The organism is Thermomonospora echinospora (assembly GCF_900108175.1).
Classification (GTDB): domain Bacteria; phylum Actinomycetota; class Actinomycetes; order Streptosporangiales; family Streptosporangiaceae; genus Thermomonospora; species Thermomonospora echinospora.
Genome location: NZ_FNVO01000008.1, coordinates 18,024 through 42,318, shown reverse-complemented (window position 1 = coordinate 42,318; position 24,295 = coordinate 18,024). Strand labels below are relative to the sequence as shown.

18 protein-coding genes are annotated in these 24,295 nt (G+C 72.9%); 4 read left to right on the top strand and 14 right to left on the bottom strand.

Annotated elements, in window-relative coordinates:
* Window positions 1–25 precede the first annotated feature (25 nt).
* On the bottom strand, window positions 26–3,019 hold the full coding sequence (locus tag C4U03_RS19245) for a glycoside hydrolase family 3 protein (RefSeq protein WP_103939206.1): 2,994 nt from the start codon (window positions 3,017–3,019) through the stop codon (window positions 26–28).
* A gap of 237 nt (window positions 3,020–3,256) precedes the next feature.
* Between C4U03_RS19245 and C4U03_RS19240 the strand changes: the two genes are divergently transcribed.
* Complete coding sequence (locus tag C4U03_RS19240) at window positions 3,257–4,270, top strand: LacI family DNA-binding transcriptional regulator (RefSeq protein ID WP_103939205.1); 1,014 nt, start codon at window positions 3,257–3,259, stop codon at window positions 4,268–4,270.
* On the opposite strand, the gene C4U03_RS19235 is transcribed toward C4U03_RS19240, so the two are convergent.
* The 7 genes from C4U03_RS19235 to C4U03_RS19205 form a co-directional block, all read right to left on the bottom strand.
* On the bottom strand, window positions 4,267–5,475 hold the full coding sequence (locus C4U03_RS19235) for an MFS transporter (protein ID WP_200827331.1): 1,209 nt from the start codon (window positions 5,473–5,475) through the stop codon (window positions 4,267–4,269). The genes C4U03_RS19240 and C4U03_RS19235 overlap by 4 nt on opposite strands.
* A gap of 63 nt (window positions 5,476–5,538) precedes the next feature.
* On the bottom strand, window positions 5,539–6,933 hold the full coding sequence (locus C4U03_RS19230) for a GH1 family beta-glucosidase (protein ID WP_103939204.1): 1,395 nt from the start codon (window positions 6,931–6,933) through the stop codon (window positions 5,539–5,541).
* On the bottom strand, window positions 6,930–9,266 hold the full coding sequence (yicI, locus tag C4U03_RS19225; RefSeq protein WP_103939203.1) for an alpha-xylosidase: 2,337 nt from the start codon (window positions 9,264–9,266) through the stop codon (window positions 6,930–6,932). The genes C4U03_RS19230 and yicI overlap by 4 nt, the downstream gene beginning before the upstream one ends.
* Before the next feature lie 64 nt (window positions 9,267–9,330).
* A complete protein-coding gene (locus C4U03_RS19220) occupies window positions 9,331–10,188 on the bottom strand; it encodes a carbohydrate ABC transporter permease (RefSeq protein ID WP_103939202.1) in 858 nt (285 codons plus the stop codon).
* A 2-nt stretch (window positions 10,189–10,190) separates the two neighbouring features.
* The gene (locus tag C4U03_RS19215; RefSeq protein ID WP_103939201.1) at window positions 10,191–11,174 is read right to left on the bottom strand and encodes a carbohydrate ABC transporter permease; all 984 of its coding nucleotides are present in this window, start codon (window positions 11,172–11,174) and stop codon (window positions 10,191–10,193) included.
* 82 nt (window positions 11,175–11,256) lie between these two features.
* Window positions 11,257–12,549: an ABC transporter substrate-binding protein gene (locus C4U03_RS19210; RefSeq protein WP_103939200.1), complete on the bottom strand. Its 1,293-nt coding sequence runs from the start codon at window positions 12,547–12,549 to the stop codon at window positions 11,257–11,259.
* Window positions 12,550–12,769: 220 nt separating this feature from the next.
* Window positions 12,770–14,392, bottom strand: a complete 1,623-nt coding sequence (locus C4U03_RS19205; protein WP_103939199.1) for an adenylate/guanylate cyclase domain-containing protein — start codon at window positions 14,390–14,392, stop codon at window positions 12,770–12,772.
* Window positions 14,393–14,645: 253 nt separating this feature from the next.
* Between C4U03_RS19205 and C4U03_RS19200 the strand changes: the two genes are divergently transcribed.
* Complete coding sequence (locus C4U03_RS19200) at window positions 14,646–14,996, top strand: SPW repeat domain-containing protein (protein WP_103939198.1); 351 nt, start codon at window positions 14,646–14,648, stop codon at window positions 14,994–14,996.
* 175 nt (window positions 14,997–15,171) lie between these two features.
* Entirely contained in the window at window positions 15,172–15,741 is a 570-nt protein-coding gene (locus tag C4U03_RS19195; RefSeq protein WP_103939197.1) for a TetR/AcrR family transcriptional regulator, read from the top strand.
* A 79-nt stretch (window positions 15,742–15,820) separates the two neighbouring features.
* Here C4U03_RS19195 and C4U03_RS19190 read toward each other — a convergent pair whose 3' ends face one another.
* Genes C4U03_RS19190 through C4U03_RS19180 form a run of 3 tightly spaced genes read right to left on the bottom strand, consistent with a single transcriptional unit; the run spans window position 15,821 to window position 18,586 of the window.
* Window positions 15,821–17,212 carry a vWA domain-containing protein gene (locus C4U03_RS19190; RefSeq protein WP_103939196.1) on the bottom strand — a complete coding sequence of 464 codons (1,392 nt, stop codon included), beginning with the start codon at window positions 17,210–17,212 and terminating at the stop codon, window positions 15,821–15,823.
* A 16-nt stretch (window positions 17,213–17,228) separates the two neighbouring features.
* Entirely contained in the window at window positions 17,229–18,104 is an 876-nt protein-coding gene (locus C4U03_RS19185; protein ID WP_103939195.1) for an AAA family ATPase, read from the bottom strand.
* Window positions 18,101–18,586 (bottom strand): hypothetical protein, encoded by a 486-nt coding sequence (locus C4U03_RS19180; protein ID WP_235017974.1) that lies wholly within the window; start codon window positions 18,584–18,586, stop codon window positions 18,101–18,103. The genes C4U03_RS19185 and C4U03_RS19180 overlap by 4 nt, the downstream gene beginning before the upstream one ends.
* 129 nt (window positions 18,587–18,715) lie before the next feature.
* Between C4U03_RS19180 and C4U03_RS19175 the strand changes: the two genes are divergently transcribed.
* Complete coding sequence (locus tag C4U03_RS19175) at window positions 18,716–19,036, top strand: hypothetical protein (protein ID WP_146087436.1); 321 nt, start codon at window positions 18,716–18,718, stop codon at window positions 19,034–19,036.
* Between the two features lie 65 nt (window positions 19,037–19,101).
* Here the strand turns inward: C4U03_RS19175 and C4U03_RS19170 are convergent, their stop codons facing one another.
* The 3 genes from C4U03_RS19170 to murJ all read right to left on the bottom strand — a co-directional run bounded on the left by C4U03_RS19170 (window position 19,102) and on the right by murJ (window position 24,289).
* Window positions 19,102–21,300, bottom strand: a complete 2,199-nt coding sequence (locus tag C4U03_RS19170; protein ID WP_103939192.1) for an acyl-CoA dehydrogenase — start codon at window positions 21,298–21,300, stop codon at window positions 19,102–19,104.
* Window positions 21,301–21,519: 219 nt separating this feature from the next.
* Window positions 21,520–22,701 (bottom strand): glycosyltransferase, encoded by a 1,182-nt coding sequence (locus C4U03_RS19165; RefSeq protein WP_103939191.1) that lies wholly within the window; start codon window positions 22,699–22,701, stop codon window positions 21,520–21,522.
* A complete protein-coding gene (gene murJ, locus C4U03_RS19160; RefSeq protein WP_103939190.1) occupies window positions 22,691–24,289 on the bottom strand; it encodes a murein biosynthesis integral membrane protein MurJ in 1,599 nt (532 codons plus the stop codon). Before murJ ends, C4U03_RS19165 begins: the two co-directional genes overlap by 11 nt.
* Window positions 24,290–24,295: the final 6 nt, after the last annotated feature.

The following is a 24,295-nucleotide window of genomic DNA, read 5'->3' as shown; positions in this document are numbered from 1 at the left end:
GAGCGGGGACGGGGACGGGAGGCGGTCACCTGAGGGAGAACGAGCTGATCCGCAGGTCACCGGTGAACACCAGGTAGACGTCCCGACGGCCGGTGGCGCCCTTCAGCGCGGCGGTCGTGGTCGTGTACGTGTAGCGGTCACCGGTCGAGGCGACCTTGGCGGTGCCCGCCACGGGGCCGGTGGGCGAGCCGATGCGGATCTGGACGGCGCCCTCGCCCTCGGACGCCTTGGCAACCCTGGCGGTGAAGGTTCGGGGGCCCTTGCCCAGCTCGACGTCGGCGAACTTGAGCCAGTCTCCGGAGGAGACGCCGACGGCCTCGCCGCGCACCTTGGTCTCGTCGACGAGATCGACGCCCTGGTAGTCGTCGAAGTCGATGGCGCGGGTGTCCCCGCCCAGGTCGCGCGGCGGGATCTTCTCCCCGTTCACCTTCACGGTGGCGCGCCCGCGAATGTCGGAGGAGGACGCCCCGACCATCAGGTCGTGGACGGAACTCTCGACGACCCACCTGTTGCGGGTAACGTCCCAGTGAGCCAGGTCGGCGGCCTTGAAGGTGAGCCGGACGGTGGTCTTCTGGCCGGGCTTCAACAGCACCTTCTCAAAGGCGCGCAACTGCCGGAGAGGCTGCTTGTTCCGCGAGGTCCGCTGGCGGGTGTAGAGCTGGACGACCTCCTGGCCGGCCTTCTTGCCGGTGTTGGTGACGTCCACGCTCACGGTCACGGTGTCGCGGCCCGACACCGGCCGATCGCCAACCCTGGGCTTGCCGTACCGGAACGACCCGTAGGACAGGCCGTGCCCGAACGGGTACAGCGGCGTGCCCTTGTAGTACAGGTAGGTCCGGTCGCGCTTGATGATGTCGTAGTCGAGGATATCGGGCAGGTCGGCGTCCGAGCGGTACCAGGTCTGCGGCAGCCGCCCGGACGGGTCGGCGTCGCCGAACAGCACGTCGGCCAGCGCGTTGCCAGTCTCGGCGCCTGCGTGGGAGGTCCACAGGATCGCCGGGACGTTGCGCTGCTCCCAGTTCAGCGTGGTCGGGTAGCTGTTCTCCACCACCACGATCGTGTTGGGGTTGGCCGCGCGGACCGCCTTGATCAGCTCGGACTGGCCCTCGGCCAGCGCCATCGTGGTGCGGTCGTGGTCCTCGCGGCCGTTGATGAACGGCATGCTGCCGACCACGACGACGGCCGCGTCGGCGCCGGTCACCGCACGTACCGCACTGTCGACGCCGCTGCTGACGACTTCCTTGGCGAACGTGGAGGCGTTCTCCTTCTTCGCCAGTTCCAGGGTGCCGCCGTCACCGACCTTCAGGTAGCTGGTGGCCGGGTCGGCCCAGTCGTAGGCCTTCTCGTATCCGGCGTAGCGCAGCAGGACGCGGCCCTGGCCGGCGTCCTCCAGCGTGAACATCTGCTGGACGAACCAGCCGTTGGGCTGGTCCTGGTCGTTGACCATGGTCGGGCCCCAGTTGTGGCGGCCGACCGTCTTGCCGTTGGCCACGCTGCGCAGCGTCACCACGCCCTGGCCCCAGTCGAAGACGTCGAACTGGGCGGTGGCGTCGGCCGTGACGCCGGTGGCCTTGAGCGCCTCGCCGTCGGCGTCGGCGCCCGCGACCACGTACCGGCCGGTGGCGGTGTCCTTGAGGGTGATGCGGTCGACGCCCTCGGTCCCGGTCACCGTCCCGCCGGGTAGCTTCTTCCGGATGCCGTCCAGCGGGGTGACCTTGTAGGGCAGGCTGCCGGAGTACCAGTCGGTGTAGAGGGTCTGCGACAGCGGGCCGACGACGGCCACCGTGTCTGTCCGGGCGGCGTCCAGGGGCAGGGTGCGGCCGGAGTTCTTCAGCAGCACGGTGCCCTCGACGGCGGCCTGGCGGGCCAGGGCCCGGTGCGCCGGAGCGTTGATCACATCCTTGGTGATCTTCCCGTGGGGACCGCCGCCCGGGTCGAACTCGCCGAGCCGCACGCGCACGGACAGGATGCGGCCGACCGCCCGGTCGATGTCGGCCTCGGTCAGCAGCCCCTTGGCCAGCGCCTCCTTGACGGCGGCGATCGTCTTGGCGGAGTTGGTGTCATCGACGGTGAAGCTGTCCAGCCCGGCCTTGAGGATGGCGGCGCTGGCCTCGGCCTGGGTGGCGTAGTAGCCCTGCGACCCGGTGAGGTTGTTGGGGCCGCCCGCGTCGGTGACGTTGAACAGCGTCCTGTCGGTCCAGGTGCGTACCACGTCGTCGTGGTCGGGATGGGCGGTCATCGGCCGGCCGTTGACCAGGTTGTAGGCGGACATGACGCCGGTGGCGGCGTCGGCGCCGATCGCCGCCTTGAACGCCTGCTCGTCGTACTCGTGCTTGACGCGCGGCGGCAGGTTGGCGGACGTGGTGTCGCGCCGGATCTCGTTGTTGTTGGCCAGGTAGTGCTTGAGCACCGGCGCGGCCCGCAGGTGGTCGGGGTCGTCGCCCTGGATGCCCTGGCCGTAGGCGGTGGACAGGGCGCCGGTGAGGAGGGTGTCCTCGGAGTAGCCCTCCTCGTTGCGGCCCCAGCGGGGGTCGCGCAGCAGGTTGACCACGGGCGCCCACAGTTGCAGGCCCCACACGTCGGGGTCGACGGCATGGTAACCGCGCGCCTCGGTGCCGACCACCGTGCCGACCCGCTTGAGCAGTGCGGGGTTCCAGGTGGAGCCGAGCCCGACGGACTGCGGGAACACCGTGCCCTGGGCGGTGCGCACCGCGCCGCCGGCGTTGCGGTCGGTGGACCAGGCGATGCCGTGTAGGGCCTCGGTGCCGGTCTTGAACGGCTTGATGCCCAGCCGCGGGACGGCCGGCTGGTACTGGTGGAGCATCGCGATCTTCTCCTCCGGCGTCAGCCGCCGCAGGAGGTCGGCGACCCGGGCGTCGGTGGACAGCGCCGGGTTCTGGAAGGGGTGGGTTTGGCGGGCCAGGGCGGACGGTGCCGACAGGCCCAGGGCCAGCGACGCGGCGAGCGCCGCCGCGAGCACGGCCGAGCCGCGGCCGGGACGGGGTGGTGCCAGGGACATGGAAGTCCTCCGGGTCCGTGCGGTCAGAACACGTCGAAGCGCTTCGACACCCGGCCGCGATCACGAAAGTGACACAGCCCTCCTCCACCGTCAAGGCCCATCACCGCACGGGGCCGCCGGGCGGCCCGCTGACATGGGATATTGGTGACCGAACTTGCCTTCGGCGGCCGACGCGGCCTACATTGCGAAATCGAAGCGCTTCGACGCCCGCCGTCGCACCACCGTGGAAGGGAGCCGATGGTCACCATCGCGGACGTCGCCCGGCACGCGGGGGTCTCGCCCAGCACCGTGTCGTACGTGCTGAGCGGCAAGCGGGCCATCTCCGCGGCGACCCGCGAGCGGGTGGCGGCCAGCATCAAGGCCCTGGGCTACCATCCGCACGCCGGCGCGCGCGCCCTGGCCAGCAGCCGAGCCAACGTGATCGCGCTGGTGGTGCCGCTGCGCACCGACATGCACGTGCCGATCCTGCTGCAGATCGCGATGGCGATCGTGACCGCCGCCCGCGGCCACGACCACGACGTGCTGCTGCTGACCAACGACGAGGGCACCGAGGGCCTGCACCGGGTGGCCCGCTCGGCGCTGGTGGACGCGGTCATCGTGATGGACGTCGAGCTGCACGACCCCCGCGCCCCCGTGCTGCGGGAGCTGGGGCTGCCGTCGGTGCTCATCGGCTTCCCCGCCGACCCGGCCGGGCTGACCTGCGTGGATCTGGACTTCTCGGCCGCCGCCGGACTGTGCGTGGACCATCTGGCCGACCTCGGCCACACCGGCGTCGCGCTGATCGGGCCGCCCGCCGGGGTGCTGGAGCGGGGCACCGGCTTCGCGCGGCGCACCCTGTCGGGCTTCGAGGAGGCCGCCGCCCGGCGCGGCCTGCGCACCCTGGTGCGCCCCTGCGAGACGGCCCACGAGGCCGCCTGGGCGACCGCCAAGGAGCTCCGCACCGAGCATCCGGAGATCACCGGGCTGGTGGTGCACAACGAGCCGACCGTGCCGCCGCTGCTGGAGGCGCTGCGCGGCCTGGACGTCACGGTGCCCGGCGACCTGTCGATCGTCGCGATGGGGCCGCAGGACCTGTCCGCCGCGGTGTCGCCCCGGCTGACCATGGTGCCGATCCCGGCCGAGGAGATGGGCCGCCGGGCCGTGGAACTGCTGATGGGCAAGCTCAACGGCGACGACCGGGTCCCCGGTTCCACGCTGATGGCGCCGAGGCTGATGGCGGGCGACAGCACCGCTCCCCCGCCACCGCGCTAGCCGGAACGCTCCGGTCGTTGCGCGGACCGGCCCGGCGGCGTCCGCCCGGCGGGCTCCGGGCGCGGGGCGCGGGCGGCGATCCGAGACTCGGCGGCCAGGACCGCCAGCGCGCAGGCGACCAAGAGCGCGCCACCCAGCGCGGTCGCCCGTACCCCGAGCCAGGGCAGCAGCAGTCCGCCGACGAGCGCGCCGCCGCCGATGCCGATGTTGAACGCGGCCGAGGTGCCCGCCGAGGCGATGTCGGTGCTGCCCGGCGCCACCTCCATCACCCGTGCCTGGATGGCGGTGGCCATGCAGGGCAGCCCGAAGCCGAGCAGCGCCACCATCGCCACCGTCATCAGGGGCCGGTCGCCGAACACCTGCAGGCCCAGCAGCGCCGTGACCAGCAGGCCCGCCGCCCCCGCCAGCAGCGCCCGCGGGCCCCGGTCGACCAGCGCCGCCGAGCAGGCCAGCCCGATGATGTCGGCCCCGCCGTTGACCAGCAGCACCGGGCTGATCGCGTCCTCGGAGTACCCGGCGACCTCGGTGAGGAAGGCGGTGATGTAGGTCAGGAACGTGAAGACGCCGCCGACGCCGAACGAGACCACCGCCACCAGCGTCCAGTAGCGGCGGACGTTCGGGGCGGTCCCCGTGGCGGCGTGGTTCTCGCCGGGATCGGTGGTCGGCAGCAGCAGGGCGATCGTGGCCAGCGCCAGCATCCCGATGGCGCTCAGCCCCAGGAAGGCCGCCCGCCAGCCGGCCTGCTGCCCGATCCAGGTGCCCAGCGGCACGCCCAGCACCACGGCCAGCGAGCCGCCGGTGAACACGAACGCCGCCGCGCGCCCCCGCACCTCCGGCGCGAACAGCCCGGCGGCGGCCACCACCGCCACCGGCCAGAACACCGCCTGCGACAGCGCCGTCACCACCCGGGCCGCCAGCAGGACCCAGTAGCCGGTGGCGGCGGCCGACACGACCGTCGCCACCACGAACACCGCCAGCAGGCCCGACAGCAGATACCGGCGCGGGACGCGACCGGTCATCTTGGTCAGCGGCACGGACACCGCCGCCACGGTCAGCCCGTAGCCGGTGACCAGCAGCCCGACCGCCGACTTGGACGTCTCCAGGTCCCCGGCGATGAGCGGGAGCAGGCCGACCGGCAGGCTCTCGGTGGTGCCGTAGCAGAACGCCGCCACAGCCAGGGCGGCCACGGCCGCGACGGCCCTCACCGGCCCCCTCGCGGGTGCCTTCCCCGCCCTCTTCGCGGGCCTCATCACCGGCCTCTGCGCGGGTCACGCATTGGCGGCGATGACCTTCCGGTACCAGTGCGCGCTGTCCTTCCAGGTGCGGCGCTGGGTCTCGTAGTCGATGTGGACGATCCCGAAGCGCCTGGAGTAGCCGTAGGCCCATTCGAAGTTGTCCATCAGCGACCAGACGAAGTAGCCGCGCAGGTCCACGCCGGCGTCGAGGGCGGCCCGGACCGCGCCGATGTGGTCGCGCAGGTAGCCGATGCGGCGGGTGTCGCGGATTCGGCCGTCGGGGTCGGCCCGGTCGTCGAACGCGGCGCCGTTCTCGGTGACCATCAGCGGGACGCTGGGGTGGTCGCGGTGCAGCCGTACCAGCAGTTCGGTCAGGCCGGTGGCGTCGATCGGCCAGCCCATCGCCGTGTAGGGGCCGGGCTGCCGGACGAACTCGACGTCCTCGCAGCCCGGGAAGGCGGTGTGCGCGCTGGCCCCGTGCCCGTCGGCGGTCTGGCGGGGAGCGCTCCCATCCCAGCGCCGGACCAGCGTGGGCGAGTAGTAGTTGACGCCCAGCACGTCCAGGGGCGCGGCGACGGTCCGTTCGTCACCGGGCCGGACGAACGCCCAGTCGGTGATCTGCGCGGTGTCGGCCACCAGGTCGGCGGGGTAGCCGCCGGTCAGCATGGGGCCGAGGAAGATCCGGTTGGCGATGCCGTCCACCCGGCGCACCGCGTCGGCGTCATCCGGGGACTCGCCGCGCACGTGGTGCAGGTTGAGGGTGACTGAGAACCTGGCCCGCGGCAGGACCACCCCGCGCAGCGCCTCGACGCCCAGGCCGTGCGCGAGGTTGAGGTGGTGGGCGGCGGCGATCGCGTCGGCGGCGTCGGTGCGGCCCGGCGCGTGGACGCCCGAGCCGTACCCCAGGAACGCCGAGCACCACGGCTCGTTCAGGGTCGTCCAGACGCCCACGCGGTCGCCGAGGGCGCGGCCGGCCGCCTCGGCGTACTCGGCGAACCGCAGCGCTGTGTCGCGGACCGGCCAGCCGCCCGCGTCCTCCAACTCCTGGGGCAGGTCCCAGTGGTAGAGGGTGGCCACGGGGGTGATGCCCGCGTCCAGCAGGGCGTCCACCAGCCGCGAGTAGAAGTCGGCACCCTTGGGGTTGAACCGGCCGCCGGGCATGACCCGGGGCCAGGCGATGGAGAACCGGTAGGCCCGCAGCCCCAGGTCGGCCATCATGGCGACGTCGTCGGCCCACCGGTGGTAGTGGTCGGCGGCCACGTCGCCGGTGTCGCCGGCCAGCACCCGGCCGGGCGTGTGGCTGTAGGTGTCCCAGATGGACGGGACGCGGCCGTCCTCCTTCGCGCCGCCCTCGATCTGGTAGGCGGCGGTGGCCGCGCCCCAGACGAATCCGGCCGGGAACCCGGTGGGCAGGTCCTGTTCGGTCATGTGCGCTCCCCCAGCTCGATCACCAGTGTGGCCTCCCGTGCCTCGACGAGCAGGCCCTGCTCGTCCGGGCGGGCGGCGCCGCCCTCGACGGACACGGCGTCGCGGACGCCGACGAGCAGCACCTGCCAGGAGACGCCGGGACTCGTCTCGACGCGCACCGTGTCCGCCCGCCGGCGGGTGCGGAACGTGCGGGCCACCGAGCCGTCCGCGCCGGGGATCTCGGTGACGACGTCGGCGCCGTCCGGCAGCTCGTACAGGCGCAGCGTCACCCCGTCCGCGTAGTCGTACTCCGGCCGGTCCTCCACCGCGCCCATCGGCACCACCGCACCCGGCCTGACCAGCAGCGGGAGGCTGTCGTACCCGTGCCGCTCGCGCACCCAGCGCGGCCCGTGCACCCGCGCGCCGGTCAGCAGGTGCGTCCACGTCCCCTCGGGCACGTAGTAGGACACCTCGCCGTCGGAGGAGAACACCGGGGCCACGAGGAGATCATCACCGAACATGTACTGCCGTTCCAGATGCGTGCAGGCCGGATCGTCGGGGAACTCCACGACCATCGCCCGCAGGACCGGCAGCCCCTCGTCCCGCACCTGCCCGGCGGCGCGCAGCAGGTACGGCATCAGGCGCATCTTCAGGCGGGTGAACACGCGCAGCACGTCCACCGCCTCCTCGTCGAACAGCCACGGCACCCGGTAGGAGCCGCTGCCGTGCAGGCGGCTGTGCGACGACAGCAGCCCGAAGGCGATCCAGCGCTTGAACATGCCCGCGTCGGGGGTGCCCTCGAAACCCCCGATGTCGTGGCTCCAGTAGCCGAACCCGGACATGCCCAGCGACAGGCCGCCGCGTAGGCTCTCGGCCATCGCCTCGAACGTCGACTCCGAGTCGCCGCTCCAGTGCACCGGGAACCGCTGGCCGCCCACCGTGGCCGACCGGGCGAACACGATGGCCTCGCCCTCACCGCGCCGCTTGCGCAGCAGCTCGAACACGGTCTCGTTGAACAGGTGCGTGTAGTAGTTGTGCATCCGCTCCGGATCGGAGCCGTCGTGCCAGACCACGTCGGTGGGGATGCGCTCGCCGAAGTCGGACTTGAAGCAGTCCACGCCCATCTCCAGCAGCGCGTCCAGCTTGGCCGCCCACCACTGGCGGGCCTCGGGGTTGGTGAAGTCGACGATGGCCAGGCCGGGCTGCCAGTGGTCCCACTGCCACACGTCGCCGTTGGGCCGCCTGAGCAGGTAGCCCTTGGCCTTGCCCTCCTCGAACAGCGCCGAGCGCTGCGCGATGTAGGGGTTGATCCACACGCAGATCCGCAGGCCGCGGGCCTTCAACCGCTCCAGCATGGCGCGCGGATCGGGAAAGGTGCGCGGGTCCCACTCGAAGTCGCACCAGTGGAACTCGCGCATCCAGAACGTGTCGAAGTGGAACACGCTCAACGGCAGGTCCCGCTCGGCCATCCCCTCGATGAAGCCGGTGACGGTGTCCTCGTCGTAGGACGTGGTGAACGAGGTGGACAGCCACAGCCCGTACGACCAGGCCGGGACCAGCGGCGGCCGGCCGGTCAGCGCGGTGTACTTGCGCAGGATCTCCTTGGGCGTCGGGCCGTAGATGAGGTGGTACTCCATCGACTGGCCCTCGACGCTGAACTGCACCCGCGAGACCGCCTCCGAGCCCACCTCGAACGACACCAGCCCGGGGTGGTTGACGAAGACGCCGTAGCCGGCGTTGGTGAGGAAGAACGGCACGTTCTTGTAGGCCTGCTCGCTGGCGGTGCCGCCGTCGGCGTTCCAGATGTCGACGACCTGGCCGTTCTTGACCAGTGGGCCGAACCGCTCGCCGAGCCCGTAGACGAAGTGGTCCACCCCAAGGTCGAGCTGCTCGCGGACGTAGTGGCGGCCGTCGTCGGTGTCGATGACGGCCATCGCCTTGAAGCCGCTGCCGGTCAGCGTCCGCCCGCCGGCGGCGAAGTCCAGCCGCCAGCCCTCCGGGCGCCGGTCGATCCGCGCGGTGAGCGCGCCGGAGGTGAGGGCCGCCGCCGTCTCGTCGCAGCGGACCTCGGCGGCGTCCTCGGCTCCGTCCTCGGCCGCGGCCAGCTCGAAGTGCGGCTCCCGGTGGGCCCCGCCGGCGAAGTGGGTGATGACGACCTTGATGACGTCGGGCATCGGCGCGGCCAGCTCCACCGTCACCATCGGGCCCTTGAGCAGGTCCCCGCGGTCGTGGATGTGCCGCCCGGGGGCGTACGCCCGCAGCCTGCCGGGGCCGGTGGTGACGTCGAGGACCTCGACGGGATACGTCGGGTGGACCCCGGGGCGCATCAGCCAGTAGCCATCGGTGAACTTCATGGAAAGCCTGTGCCCTTCGATGCGTGGGAGGCGTGTGGACCTGTGGGACCTTGGGGGCGGTGGGCTACTTGATGGCGCCCACCGTCACGCCGCGGGTCAGGGTCCGCTGGAAGATCAGGAAGAAGGCGACGGTGGGCAGCACGCCCAGCACCGCCGAGGCGCTGGTCATGGTGGCGTCCATCAGCCGCTGGCCCTGCAGCACGCCGAGCGCCACCGACACGGTCTGGTTGTCGTTGGAGACCAGGAACACCAGCGGGATCAGGAACTCGTTCCAGGTCCAGATGAAGAAGAACACCAGCAGCACCGACAGGGTCGGCCGGCTGACCGGCACCACCACCCGCCACAGCACCTGCCACCGGTTGGCGCCGTCGATCCGGGCCGCCTCCAGGATCTCCCGGGGGAAGCCCGACAGCACCGACGACAGCAGGTAGGTGCCGAACGCGGTCTGCACGACGGTGAAGACGATGATCACGCTGATCCGGGTGTCGTACAGGCCGGTCTGCTTGGCCAGGAAGTACAGCGGATAGACCAGCGCCTCCTGCGGCAGCGTGTTGGCCATCAGGAACAGCACCAGGACCCACAGCCGCCCCTTGACTCGCCCGATGCCCAACGCGTAGGCGTTCAGCACCGACAGCACCACCGCCAGCACCGCGACCGAGCCGCTGATCAGCAGGCTGTTGAGCAGCTTGTCGCCGTAGTCCACCCGTTCCCAAAAGTCCCGCAGCCCGTCCAGGTAGATGCCCTCGGGCAGGGCGAGCGGGCCGTTCTGGGAGTACTCGGCGGGGGTCTTGACCGCGTTGCCCAGCACGATGAGGAACGGCAGCAGCATCACCGCCGCCAGGACCAGGTAGGCCAGCAGCACCGCGTACCTGCCGGGCCCGCCGGGTCCGGGTCGCCGCGCCGTGGCGCTCACGGTCGCCATGCTCAGTCCTCCTCGCCGCTGCTCTGCCGCCGCAGGAAGACCACGGTCAGCGCGATGATGATCAGGGCGAGCACGGTGGCGACGGCGGCCCCGTACCCGACCCGGGTGTTGTCGAAGAAGTTCTCGAACGAGTAGTAGGACGGCACGCTGGTGGCACCGCCGGGACCGCCCTTGGTGAGCACGTAGATGAACGCGAACGCCTTGAGCGAGGCGATGGTGCACCACAGCAGCGACACGAAGATCTCCGGCCTGATCTGCGGGACCGTGATGTGCCGGAACCGCAGCCACCAGGACGCCCCGTCGATCTCGGCGGCCTCGTACAGGGCCGGGTCCACCCGCTGCAGGCCCGCCATGAAGATCACCAGCGGAAAGCCGACCTGCACCCAGACCATCACGCCCATCACGCTGAACAGCGCCTTGCCCGGATCGCCCAGCCAGTCCTGCTGCAGCGACTCCAGGCCGGCCAGGCCCAGCAGCTCGTTGAGCGCCCCGCTGTCGGGGGCCAGGATCCAGCTCCACACAATCCCGGCGACCGCGATCGGCAGCACCTGCGGCAGGTAGATGCAGGCGCGCAGGAAGGCCGCAGTGCGCGGGCCGAACCGCTTGCCGATGAAGTCGAACAGCCCGGCCGCCAGCACCAGCCCCAGGAACGTGGGGATGACCGCCATGGCCAGCGTCACCGCGATGTTGTGCCGGAAGGAGGCCCAGAACTCCGCGTCGCCCAGCAGTTCGCGGTAGTTGTCGGCGCCCACCCACCGCGGCTCGCCGACGCCCTCCCACTCGGTGAAGCTGAGGGCCAGGTTCATCAGGAACGGGACGATGATCACGACGAGCAGCAGCAGCCCGCCCGGCAGCAGGAACAGCGCGTAGGGGATCTGCCGCCGCACGGGCCGGGAGCGGCCCGGCCCGGTGGGGGCGTCCGGGCCGCCGGGCGTCCCGGGGGTCTTCGGCGACGGCGTGGCCGTCACGCTCGCTGGTGGTGTCATGGTCGACCTTTCACGCCGGTGGCGGGACGGGCTCGCAGGGTCTGCGGGGCCCGTCCCGCCATCGGAGCCGGCTGGGGGGCGCCTACTTGGGCAGGCCGCTGTCGTAGGCCTTTTGGATGTTGCCGAGCACCTGGTCCGGGGAGGCGCTGCCGTTCATCAGCTTCTGGACCTCCGACACCCACGTGTCGTAGAAGCCGGGGACCGGCCAGTCGGGGTAGTAGGCCAGCCCGTCGCTCGCCGCCAGCGTGTTGAAGTTGTCGATCAGCTTCTTGGCCTTGGGGTTGGTGATGGCCGCCGTGTCGGCCGCCACCGGGATGCCGCCGGCGTTGCCCAGCGCGTTCTGGATGCCCTTCTTCATCGTGATGTCGATGAAGTCGTAGGCCAGTTCCTTGTTCTTCGAGCCCTGCGGGACCACCCACAGGTTGCCGCCGGACCCGAGCGTCATCTTGGCCTCGGGCCACACGAAGGTGTCCCACTCGAACTTGGCCTCGGCGGCGACCCGGCCGAACCACCAGCTGCCGGAGAACATCATCGGGAACTTGCCGCTGATGAAGCCGACACCGGCGTCCTCGGCCTTGGCCCCCACCGAGTTCTTGGCGACGTAGCCCTTCTTCACCCAGTCGGCGAACGTGGTGGCGCCGTACGTCCAGGCCGCGTCCTTGAAGTTCACCTTGCCGGTGTAGCGCTCGTAGGCGTCCACCCAGGCGCGGTCGGCCCTGGTGAGGGCGAGCTGGTAGACGAACTGGTGCGCCATGTACTCGGCGCCGGCGTTGGTCAGCGGGGTGACGCCCTTGGCCACGAACTGGTCCATCGCGGCGGTGAGCTCGGCGAACGTGGTGGGCACCTTGACGCCGTGCTTATCGAACAGGTCCTTGTTGTAGTAGACCTGCACGTACTCGGCGTAGTTGGGGACGCCGAACCACTTGTCGCCGCCCATGACGCCCTTGCCGTCGTACTTGGCGGTGACCTGCACCCCGGCGGGGACCAGCTTGTCCCAGCCGCGCTTGGTCACCTCGGGCGTGAGGTCGGTCAGCAGCCGCTGCCTGGACAGCAGCCCGGCCGTCGCGTTGCCCTTGTTGTACTCCATCAGGTCGGGGGCGTCCTTGGAGTTCAGGATCATCGGCGCGGTCTTCTGGATCTGCTCGAAGCCCTTCTCCTCGAACTTCACCTTCACGCCCGGGTGGGTCGCCTCGAACTCCTTGATGGCCTGGTTCCACGCCACCCCCATGGCGCTGTCCGGGCCCTCGTAGTGCCACAGCCGCAGTTCCTTGCCCCCGGACCCGCCCGAGTCCGAGTCGCCGCCGCAGCCGGCCAGTGCCGTCGCGGCGGTGGCCAGCGCCGCCAGGACGGCCGCCGCCTTGCGTACCTTCACCATGCGTTCCTCCAGCGGTGGGGTGACCGCTCGTGCCCGAGGCAGGGCTGGTCGGGGGTGTCGAAACGCTTAGTCGAAGCGCTTCGATAGTTCGTTAGGCAGGACGGTAGGAGCGGCTCAGGGCGTGTGTCAATGGTGTTACGCGAGGATTTCCGGTGGCGGGCCGGAAGGTGACGGGCTTGTGCGGGAGCGCTCCCGCACTCCGGCCGGGCGGCCCACCAGGTCAGGCGGCCGGCGAGTCCTGCCGTTCCGGCGGGTCCGGCGGCTCCGGGGCGTGCGGGGCGGCCAGCCGGGTCGTACGGGTCCGCCCGCGCAGTATGACCTCCTCGCCCAGCGTCCAGCGGCCCGCCTCGTCCGGCGCGGCGGTGGCCACCACCGCGCCGGCCGCCAGCACCCGCCGCGGCGTGGTCTTGGCCAGGTCGGTGAGCCTGGCGGCCTCGTTGACCGGGTCGCCGATGACGGTGTACTCGAAGCGCTCCTCGGCGCCGATGTGCCCGGCCACCGCCTCGCCCGCGGAGACCCCCACCGCCGCCGCCAGTTCCGGCACTTCCGTGCGCAGCCGTCCGGCCAACTCGCGGGCGGCGCGCAGCGCCCGGGTGGGCGCGTCCGGCAGGTCCAGCGGGGCCCCGAAGATCGCCAGCGCGGCGTCGCCCTCGAACTTGTTGATCCAGCCGCCGTGCCGGCCGATCACCTCGACCACCACCGCGAAGAACCCGTTGAGCAGCTTGACCACCTCGGTGGGCGGGCGGTCGGCGGCCAGCCGGGTGGAGCCGATGATGTCCACGAAGATCACCGCGACCTCGCGGGTCTCCCCGCCCAGGTCGACCCCGTGTTCCAGGGCGACCCGGGCGACGTCCTCGCCGACCTGGCGGCCGAACAGGTCCTGCAGCCGTTCGTGCTCGCGCAGCCCCGCCACCATGTGGTTGAAGCCGGCCTGCAGCAGCCCGATCTCGCTGCCGTCGTAGACCGGGACCTCGGCGTCCAGGTCCCCCCGTTCGACCCGGGCCATCGCCAGCCGCACCGACTCGACGGGGTCGGCGATGGCGCGGGCGGCCACGTAGCTGACGCCGCACCCGACCGCCAGCGCCGTACAGGCCAGCGCCAGCACGCCGACGGCGAAGTCCTCGATGTCGGGGTCGTCGATGATGAACACCCCGGCCGCCAGGGCCAGCAGGCCGAGCAGCGGCACGGCGGTGCCCAGCGACCAGGCCAGCATGGAGCGGGCCACCACCCCGGGCAGCCCGGTGCGGCGCGGCATGCCCTCGCGCAGCGCGGTGGTGACCGCCCGGCGCAGGATCCGCTCGGTCAGCAGGTAGACGACCGTGCAGGTGGTCAGCCCGCCCAGCAGGCTGGTGATGCCCACCTTGAACGCCAGCAGCGCCGAGAACGGCAGGTTGATGGCCGTCCAGCCGACCGTGCCGATGCCCCACAGCCCCAGGTGCAGGGCCATCAGCCGCAGCGGCCCGTACAGCAGCAGCAGTTGCTCGCGCTTGTCGGGGGCGCGGTCCTGCTCCACCAGGCGGCGCACCCGGCGGAAGAAGCGCTCGCCCAGCACCAGGCCGACCGGGACGGCGGCGACGACATAGCCGATGAAGACCAGCAGGTTGACCAGCCGCAGCCGGTCCGACCCGGCCTCGGGGGTGGGGACCACCAGCGTGGTGAACAGCAGGACGACCATGGCGCCGCCGAGGTTGGCCACCCCGGTGGCCACGGTCACCAGCACGCGGGCGCGGTGGGCGATCCGTGCCCGGGACGCGCCGGGCGGCCCGTCGATCAGCCGCGCCAGGGGGTCGAACAGGTTGCGCACGGGTCTCGGCAGAACCGGTTTCGGCCCCTCACTGTCCATACCGGTGGAGAGTAGCTCCTCACCTTCGCCCGTGAGCGGACGGGGCTTTGCGGACCGCACCGCCCGATGCCGCCCGGGCGTCCCGCTGGGGGAAGCGCCGCCGGACCTCCGGCGGCGCGCCGGCGGACCTCCGTGCCGGGGGTGAGGAGGGGTAAGGGGACTGCTCACCCGGCGGAAGGTTGACCGGGCGGTCAATCAGGAATCTCTGAGTCAGGACACATCAGTCCTGACGTGATCCCCCGGGAGGTGACCAATGGGCAGGTTCGCGTGGCAGGACGCGGTCGCGTTCGTGGCGGGGCTGGCGGTCGTGCTCGCTCCGGAGCTGTGGGCCGACGGCGCCGGCCGGCAGCCCCTGATGGTGCTGGGCGCACTGCTCGCGCTGGCCGGCCTGTACGCGCTGCTGGGCGCAGCGGGCCCGTCGGCCTGGACGAGCACGGCCTTCGCGGTGCTGGTGTTCGTCTCGCCCTGGGCGTTCGGCTTCACCGGTGAGGGCGCCGCCGCCTGGACGGCGTGGATCGCCGGTGGCGCGGCGGCTATCGTCGGCCTGTGGACGGCGACGCAAACCCTCCCGGCACGGGCCGAGGCCGAGCGGGCGGCCGCCTGACCGTACGGCCGAGACAGGACCCCCAGGCCCCCGAAGTACCGGCCGGACGATCCCCGCTGTGCTGCGGCCGTCCGGCCGGGTCCCCCACGTGGCCCCTGGCGCCCCGGCGCGCAGGGGCCACGTGCACGGGGTTCGCGGGCCGGGGCGTTTTGGAGTATTCGGGGGGAGTACGTCAATGAGGAAGCGCGGCCGCCAGGAGGGCGACGCTCGGACCAGGATCCTGGACGCGGCCGAGGAGCTGTTCGCCGCCGACGGGTACGAGGCCACCGCGACCGCCAGGGTGGCCAGGCGCGCCAAGGTGCCCAAGGGGCTGGTCTTCCACTACTTCCCGCAGAAGATCGACCTGCTGGTCGCGCTGGTCGAGGAGCGTACGTTCATCGAGGTGCTGCCGGCGGAGTCGGTGGAGGCCATGCCCGGCGACCCGGCCGGCACCCTGTCCCGGCTGGCCCGCCGGTTCCCGTTGCGCGCCTCCCCGGCGATGCGCCGCATCCTGTTCCGCGAGGCCGATACGCACCGCTCGGTGCGCGACCGGCTGCGCAGCCTCAACGGGGAGGTCCTGCGCCGGGCGCGGGGGGCGCTGGAGGTGGCCCTGCCCGGCACCAGGGGCGACGCCGCCCGGCTGGAGGTCGCCGCCGCCACCTTCACCGCCGTCCTGCTCTACCAGGAGAACCTGTCCCAGCTCACCGGCGAGCACATCGACCCGGACGCCGTCGCCGACCTCATCGCCCGCGCCCTGGGCACCTGACCGCCCCGGCCGAGTCCGGTCCGCACCGGGCCGGCGGGGTCCACGGCCTGCAGCACGCGGGCCGGCGGGCGGTCCGTGGTCAGGCGATGTCCTCGATGAACTCCACAAGCTGGGTGAGGTTGCGGCACTCGTACATCGGGACGATGTTCCCGTAGGCGGTGGCGGCCGAGTCGCCGGTGTCCCAGCTGCGGCGCGGCTCGGGGTTGAGCCAGTAGGCGTGGCGGGCCTGGTCGACCAGCCGCCGCAGGGTCTCCAGGGACAGCTCGCCGTAGTTGGAGCGGGCGTCGCCGAGGATGAGCAGGGACGTCTTCGGGGTGATGGCGTCACGGTACTTGTCGTCGAAGACCTTGATGGCGTGGCCGTAGTTGCTGCGGCCGGTGATCCACACCAGGTCGGCCTCGCGTGCCAGCGTGGTCATCGCGTCCACCACGTCCACCCCGGGGGCGAAGAAGCGGGTGATCTCGTCGGTGGCGTCGATGAACGCGAACGCGCGGACCTTGGTGAACTGCTCGCGCAGCGCGAAGGTGAGCAGCAGGGTGAAGTGGGCGAACGAGGCGACCGAGTCGCTGGCGTCGCACAGGATGACCAGTTCCGGCTTGTGCGGGCGGCGGGGCCGGTGGTGGGTGGTCAGCGGCACGCCGCCGGTCGACAGCGAGGCCCGCACGGTGCGGCGGAAGTCCAGGCGGCCACGCCGGGCCAGCCGGTGCTTGCGGGCCAGCCTGGTCGCCAGCCGGCGGGCCAGCGGATAGACCTCGCGGCGCAGCGCGGTCAGGTCGGCGCGGGTGGCGCGGTTGAAGTCCAGTTGTTCCAGCGGGGGCCGCACGGCCAGCCGGGCGGCCCGTTCCACATCGGTGTCCTCGGCGATGCGCCGCCGCACCTCGGTGGCGACCATCGACTCGAAGCGCTGGATCCGCTCCCGGAAGGTCTGCCGGGCGACCCGTTCGGCCATGCCGCCGCGCTCCTGCCCGGCCAGCACCGCGTTGAGCAGCCCGGCCATCAGCGTCTGCGCCGACATCGCGTTCAGCACCCCGGAGGAGAACCACGACCGCTGGCCGGGCGAGCGCCCGTACCGGCCGACGGCGGCGCGCACGAACTGGGCGAGCCCGGGGTCGTCGCCCGTCAGCAGCAGGTCGAACAGCTCGCGGCGGCGCTCGGCCACCTCGGGGTCCAGCGGCGGCGGGACCGGCGGGGAGTCGTCGGGCTCGTCTGGGCGGCGGGCGGCGGAGCCCTGCGCCACACCGTCGCCGAGGGCGGCGGGGAACCACAGGTCGAACAGCGTGTCGAAGGTCTGCCGGTGGGCCGGGCGCTTGACCACCGTCGCGGCGTAGGCGGCGCGCAGCGCCTCCCGGTCGATGAGGTCGATCACCGCCAGGGCGCGCACCGCGTCCAGACCCTCGGAGATCGAGACCGGCAGGCCCGCGCCGCGCAGCGCGGCCACGAACCCGGTGTGGCGGTCGACGAGGGAGGCCATCGCGGCGTCCTCCGGCTCAGCGGCCGTCGGCCGGGAGCCCCAGCTCCCGGACGGCCCGCTGCTGGTCGGAGACGTGCTTGAGGACGACCCCGAGGGTGCGGGCCACGGCCGCCTCGTCCAGCTCGTCCAGTCCCAGGGCCAGCAGGGTGCGGGCCCAGTCGACGGTCTCGGCGATGGAGGGGGCCTTCTTGATCTCCAGGGCGCGCAGCGCGCCGACGGTGCGCACCAGCTGCTCGGCCAGCTCCGCCTCGATGCCGGGGACCCGGGCCAGCACGATGTCACGTTCCCGTTCGGGCCGCGGGTAGTCCAGGTGCAGGTAGAGGCAGCGGCGCTTGAGGGCCTCCGACAGCTCGCGGGCGGCGTTGGAGGTGAGGACCACCAGCGGGCGGCGGGCGGCGGCGACCGTGCCCAGCTCGGGGATGGTGACCTGGAAGTCCGACAGCACCTCCAGCAGCAGCCCCTCCACCTCGACGTCGGCCTTGTCGGTCTCGTCGATGAGCAGGACGGTGGGCTCGGCCCGCCGAATGGCCGCCAGCAGCGGCCGCTCCAGCAGGAACTCCTCGGTGAAGATATCGTCGTGGGTGTCCTCCCACCCCTGGTCGGAGGGGGCGGCCTGGATCCGCAGCAGCTGCTTCTTGTAGTTCCACTCGTACAGCGCGCGGGCCTCGTCCAGTCCCTCGTAGCACTGCAGCCGGACCAGCCCGGCGCCGGTGGCGGCCGAGACCGCCTTGGCCAGCTCAGTCTTGCCGACGCCGGCGGGGCCCTCGACCAGCAGCGGCTTACCGAGCGCGTCGGCCAGGAACACGGTGGTCGCGATGGCCTCGTCGGCCAGGTAGCCGACGTCCGCCAGCCGCCGGACGACCTCGTCGGGTGAGGAGAACAGAGCGGTCACGAGGCCACCTTGGTGTAGGTCTGGTTGGTGCCGCCGAAGACCAGTTTCCGGCCGCCGGACTCGAGGGTGACGCCCCAGTAGGACGCCTGCTGCGGATCCCTGCCCTCCCAGGAGAACCGGAACTTGTTCGCGCCGTCCGGGATCACCTGGCCCTTCCACAGGGCGCGTCCCCGCGCCATCCACGCCCCCGACCCGTCCGCCCTGAACACGAAGTAGTCCTTGGTGGGCCCGGCGCCGACCCAGCGGCCGACCAGCGGCCGGACCTGGACGGGCTGGACCTTGGGCAGCGGGGCGCCCTCCTTGGGGGCGGGCGAGCCGTCGGAGGAGTAGGCGCCGCCCTGTCCCCCCTGGCCCTCCTGCCCGGCTCCGGCCGATCCGTTCTTGTCGCCGTCGCCGCCTCCCCCGCAGCCGGTGACGGCGAGCGCGAACGCGGCCAGCACGGCCAGCAGCATCGGGCGTGGTCGCCAGGACGTACCCGTCACATGGACCTCCGGAAGATTCGGGGGGAATTGCGGCAGTTTACTCATCGGGTCGGCTCATACCTGGGAGGGATCGGGCGAATGGTCCCGCCGAGGGTCGCCCGGCACCCGCGGCGCTCCTATAAACGGGTCATGACGACTCCACGGCTGCCGCGCGACGACATCGCCGCGGCCATGGCGGCCCGGCACGAGCTGGGCCCCGACTACGACGACGCCTTCGTGGACACGGTCGTCGCCCGCCTGCAGGAGTCCCTGCAGACCCGGCCGCCCGTCGCCACGGCGAGGGCGCGGCGGACCGGCGGCGACCGCACTGTCCTGCTGACGGTGTCCTCGCTGCTGGCCGCCATTCCCCTGACCGGCATCGCGGCGGGGACGACCGGGCTGCCCGGCCTGATCGTCGCCTGGGTCGGGCTGGTGCTCATCAACGTCGCCCACGCGCTGCGGCGTCCGTGAGGCCCGCCTCCCCCGCCCGGGTCCGGGCGAGGGAGGCGGACGCGCTCAGCGCTCGGCCGCCGGGGTCACTTGCCCGGCTCGGGGTCGCGGGGCAGGCCCAGCAGCCGCTCACCGATGATGTTGAGCTGCACCTCGGTGGTGCCGCCGTAGATCGTCATGGCGCGGCTGAACAGCATCGCGCGGGCCACGATGCCGCTGCGGTCCATCGGCACCTCGGTGCCGGCCGTCGCGCCCTGCGAGGCCCAGCAGTAGTCGGCCACGTCCTGGTTGAACTGGACGCCCAGCAGCTTGCGGACGCTGGCCTCCGCGCCCGGCTCCACCCCGTTGAGCTGCTTGAGGGTGGTGCGCAGGCCCAGCAGGTCGATGGACTGGCCCTGGGCGATCAGCTTGCCGACCTCCACGGCGGCCACCGGGTCCAGCTCGGCGCCCTCGAAGAACTTCAGCAGCTCCGGCACGCCCATGCCCAGGCCGCCGCCGGTCGACAGCGACACCCGCTCGTTGCTGAGGGTGTTGCGGGTGACCTTCCAGCCCTCGTTGACCTTGCCGACCACGCGGTCGTCCGGGACGAACACCCCGTCCAGGAAGACCTCGTTGAACAGCGCGTCGCCGGTGAGCTCCCGCAGCGGGCGCACGTCCACGCCCTCGGCCTTCATGTCCACCAGGAAGTAGGTGATGCCCTCGTGCTTGGGGGCGTCGGGGTCGGTGCGGGCGATGCAGAAGCCCCACTCGGCCACGTGCGCCACCGAGGTCCAGATCTTCTGGCCGGTCAGCTTCCAGCCGCCCTCGACCCGCTCGGCCTTCATCGACAGCGAGGCCAGGTCGGAGCCGGCGCCGGGCTCGCTGAACAGCTGGCACCACACCATCTGGCCGCGCAGCGTGGGGCGCAGGAAGCGCTCCTTCTGCTCCTCGGTGCCGTAGGCGACCAGGGACGGCACCAGCCAGGCGCCGATCACCAGGTTGGGGGCCCGGACCCCGGCGGCCTTGAGCTCCTGCTGGATGAGGATCTGCTCGACGGGCCCGGCGCCGCGCCCCCACGGCTGGGGGAAGTGCGGGACGGTCCAGCCCTCGTCGCCCATCTTGGTGTGCAGCGCGGTCTTGTCCTCGATCGCGGCCAGCTCGGCGATCTCGGCGCGGATCCGCTCGCGCAGCGGCTGGGTGTCGTCGTCCAGCTCCAGCTCCACCGGCCGGCGGTGCCCGTCGAGGGCCAGCCGGGCGACGGCGGGCGCCCAGTCCTTGGCCGCCCCCACCAGCGCCCGCAGGGTCAGCACCCGGCGCAGGTAGATGTGGGCGTCGTGCTCCCAGGTGAAGCCGATGCCGCCGAGGATCTGGATGCAGTCGCGGGCGATCTGCACGGTGGCGTCCGGGGCGATGGTCCCGGCCACCGAGACGGCGAACTCGACCTGCGGGCCGGGCTCGTCGTCGAGGGCGCGGGCGGCGTCCCACACGGCGGCGCGGGTCTGCTCCAGCGCGATCAGCATCCGGGCGGCCTTGTGCTTGACGCCCTGGAACTGCCCGATCGGCCGGCCGAACTGCTCACGGACCTTGGCGTACTCGGCGGCCGTGGTCACACACCACGACGCCGCGCCGGCGGCCTCGGCGCCCAGCAGCACGGCGGCCAGGGCCGACACCCGCGAGCCCTCCAGCCCGTCCAGCACCCGGTCGGCGGGCACGACGACGTCGGCGGCCTCGACCTTGGCGACCCGCCGGACCTTGTCCAGGCTGGGCAGCGCGGTGACGGTCAGGTCCGCGGCGTCGACGGCGATCCACTCCTCGCCCTGGTCGGTCGAGACCGGCAGCACGATCACGTCGGCCAGCAGCGCGCCCAGCACCGGCTCGGCGGCTCCGGTGACGATCAGGTCGCCGCTCTCGCGCCGCCCGCTCAGCCCGCTCACCGGCGACAGCGCGGCCGTACGCGACCCGTCGGCCAGCACGGGCAGCAGTTCGGCCCGTGCCTTGGCGTTGCCGCAGGCGCTGATCGCGGCGCTGGCCAGCACGGTGGGCAGGAACGGGCCGGGCGCGGCGGCGCGGCCCAGCTCCTCCAGCGCCACGGCCAGCTCCAGCAACCCGAACCCCTGGCCCCCGTGCTCCTCGGCCAGGTGCAGGCCCAGCAGCCCCTGGTCGGCCAGCGCGGGCCAGAACGCCGGCCTGGTCTCCGTGTCGGCGTCCAGCGCGGTCCGCACGACCTGGGGGGAGATGTTGCGCTCGGCGAACCCGCGCACCGACTCGGCAAGCGCCTCATGCTCTTCGGTAAGCCCGATGGCCATTGGTCACCTTCTCTGCTGTGGCTGGCGGCTGTCCTGGCGGATGTCCGGTCGTCCCCTGCGCGACGCAGGTTCTAGAACAGGATTCGGGAGCGACCCTACTCTGCGGAGGCGCTCCGGCTCCAGTGGGGGGCGCCTCCCTTCCACCGCCATCGTCCTGCGGCTGCTCAGCCGGCGGTCCGGCGCCCCCGGCGGGACCCGCGGCCGGACGGGTTCATCCGATCACCGTGCCAGTTCGCGATAGATCCGGACGAGCCCGTCGACCGCCTCGTCCTCGGTGGGCAGCAGAGCGGCTCGCCGCGCCGCCGCCGCGCCCAGCCGCGCCGCCAGCTCCGGTTCGTCCAGCACCCGCGCCACCGCACGCTCCAGCGCGGCGGCGTCACCGGCCGGTACGAGCAGCCCCGCCACCGCACCGCCCGCGTGATCCGCACCGCCCCCGGCCGTTCCGGCGTCCTCGGCGCCGACCATCAGCGGGATCCCGCCGACCCGGGTGGCGACCAGGGGCCGGCCCGCACGCAGGATCTCCTGGACGATCAGCGGCTGTCCCTCCCACACGCTCGGCACCACGGCCACGTCGGCGGCGGCCAGCAGCCCGGGCACGTCGGAGCGGCGGCCCAGCAGCCGCACCGGGAGGTCCTCCGCCTCGATCCGGGCCCGCAACTCCCCCTCCAGCGGCCCGTCCCCGGCGATCGCCACCAGGGGCCGCGGGGTGCGGCGCGCCCACCCGGCCGCCGCGTCCAGCAGGGTCGGCAGCCCCTTCTGCCCGGCCAGCCGCCCCACGGTGAGGATCAGCGGCCGGTCCCCTACGTCCAGCTCGTCCCGGACCCGCGCGCGCGCCTCAGGGCCGGGCGGCGGCCCGGCGGCCGGGGCCGGGACGAGGGCGAGGCCGACCCGGCGGGCGCCGAGCCCGCGCATCCGGGCTTCCAGATCGGGCGAGACCCCCAGCACCTGGTGGGCGCCGGCCGCGACGATCCGTTCCAGCGTCCGGTAGGCCGCCCCGGTCACCCCGCCGGCCAGCAGCGCGTTGTGCAGCGTCACCACCACGGGGATACCGCCGCGGGCGATCCGCAGCGGCCCGGGGGCGACCCGGGCGCAGGCGGCCACGGCCAGCCCGCCCGCCCGCAGGCCGTGCGCGTGCACGACGTCGGCGTCCCGCAGCAGGGTGCGCAGCCTGGCGACGGCGCGGGCGTCGGCCAGCGGCCGGGGCCGGTCGGCGATGTCGACCGGGACGAACCTGGCCCCCGCCGCGGTGAACCCGAACAGCTCCTCGGTGCCGGCGGGCCCGCAGACCAGCACCCGGGCACCCCGCCCGGCCAGCCCCTCGGCGACCGAGCGGACGTGCCGGCCGACTCCCCCCGCGCTGCTCCCCAGCACCAGGGCGACCCTGAGACCGTCAAGCTTCATCACGTACGACCCTCCGGCTGAGGACGGCCCGCAGATCACGGCCGTCGATCATGAAGGCGACCGCCAGGAAGACCGCCCCGGCGACCACCGCGGACAGCGCCGCCACGCCGATGTTCACCAGCGGCCCGCCGGTCCCGAGGGCGGCGGCCACGCCGTACCCCGCCGCGCCCGCCGCCGCCGCGCCCAGCAGCCCGCCCGCCGCCGCCCGGCCGACCCCGGCCAGCACCGCCCGGCCCCGGACGCGCACCAGCGCGCCCAGCAGCAGCCCGCCCGCCACCGTCATCCCGATCGTGTTCCCGATTCCGAACGCGGCCACCACCCAGTCCCGCGGGACGACCGCCACCAGCGCGATGTCGGCGACCAGCACGACCAGCCAGCCGGCGACCGTGGCGGACGCCGAGGCCCGGCCCCGGCCGCAGGCGAACAGCACTCGCCCCAGATGCGCGACGAGCCCGTAGCCGACCAGCCCCGGCGCGAACGCCAGGACGCCCCGCGCGAGCACCTGCGGATGCGTCCCCGGCGCGCTGTCCAGGAAGTGGGCGGCGGGCACCGCGACGGCGGCGACCACCGCCGCCCCGGCGCACGACACCAGCAGCACGGCCCGGGTGGTCGAGGCGGTGACGCGGTCGAAGTGCTCCCGGTCACCGACGCGCGCCGACAGCACCGGGAAGGCGCTGGTGGCGATCGGCACCGCGAGGATCGCCCAGGGCAGCAGGTACACCGCCCACGCGTAGTTGTAGTCGGCCAGCGCGCCGGACGTCCCCTCCCAGCTCAGCACGATGACCGCGAGCGTGGCCAGTTGCTGCGCCACCACCGTCGCCAGGCCCGCCGCCGCCAGCCGCCGTACCCGGGCCGCCACGCCCGGCGGGAAGCCCAGCGCCGGCCGCAGCCCCAGCCTCAGCGGCCGGGCCGCCACCACGGCGGTCAGCACCAGCGCCAGGACGCCCAGGGTGGTGCCCACCGACAGGGTCAGCTCGGCGCTGCGGGGCAGCCCGGCCAGGTCGGCGCGGTGCTCGGCGCCGAACGGCACGAACAGCAGGTAGGCGCCCATGACCACCAGGCTGGACACCAGTGGTGCCAGCGCCGGGCCGGTGAACCGCCGATGCGCCTGCAGCACCCCGTACAGCACCACGGCCACCCCGTACAGCACGACCTGCGGGGCGAACACCACCAGCATGTCCGCGCCGACCGCCACCGCGTCGGACGCCGAGCAGCCCTGCGCCCGGCCGGGGATCAGCAGCGCCATGATCGGGCCCGCCGCCACCGCGATCAGCGCCGTCAGCGGCACCAGCCCCAGCACCACCCAGGTCAGCATCGCCGAGGCGACGCGCCGCACGTGCTCGCGCTCGCCGCGCTCGACCGGGCCGGCCAGCACCGGGACGACCATGCCGGCCAGCGCCCCGCCCGCGACGATCTCGAACACGATGGTCGGCAGCATGTTGGCGGCGTTGTAGACCTGGCCCACGCAGCCGGCCGTGACGGTCTGCGAGAACACCACGGTACGGCCGAAACCCGCGAGCCTGGCCAGCACCGTCAGGGCGCCGATCAGCACGGCCGCCCCCGCCAGCCCCCGGGTCAGCCGCTGCACTGGAGG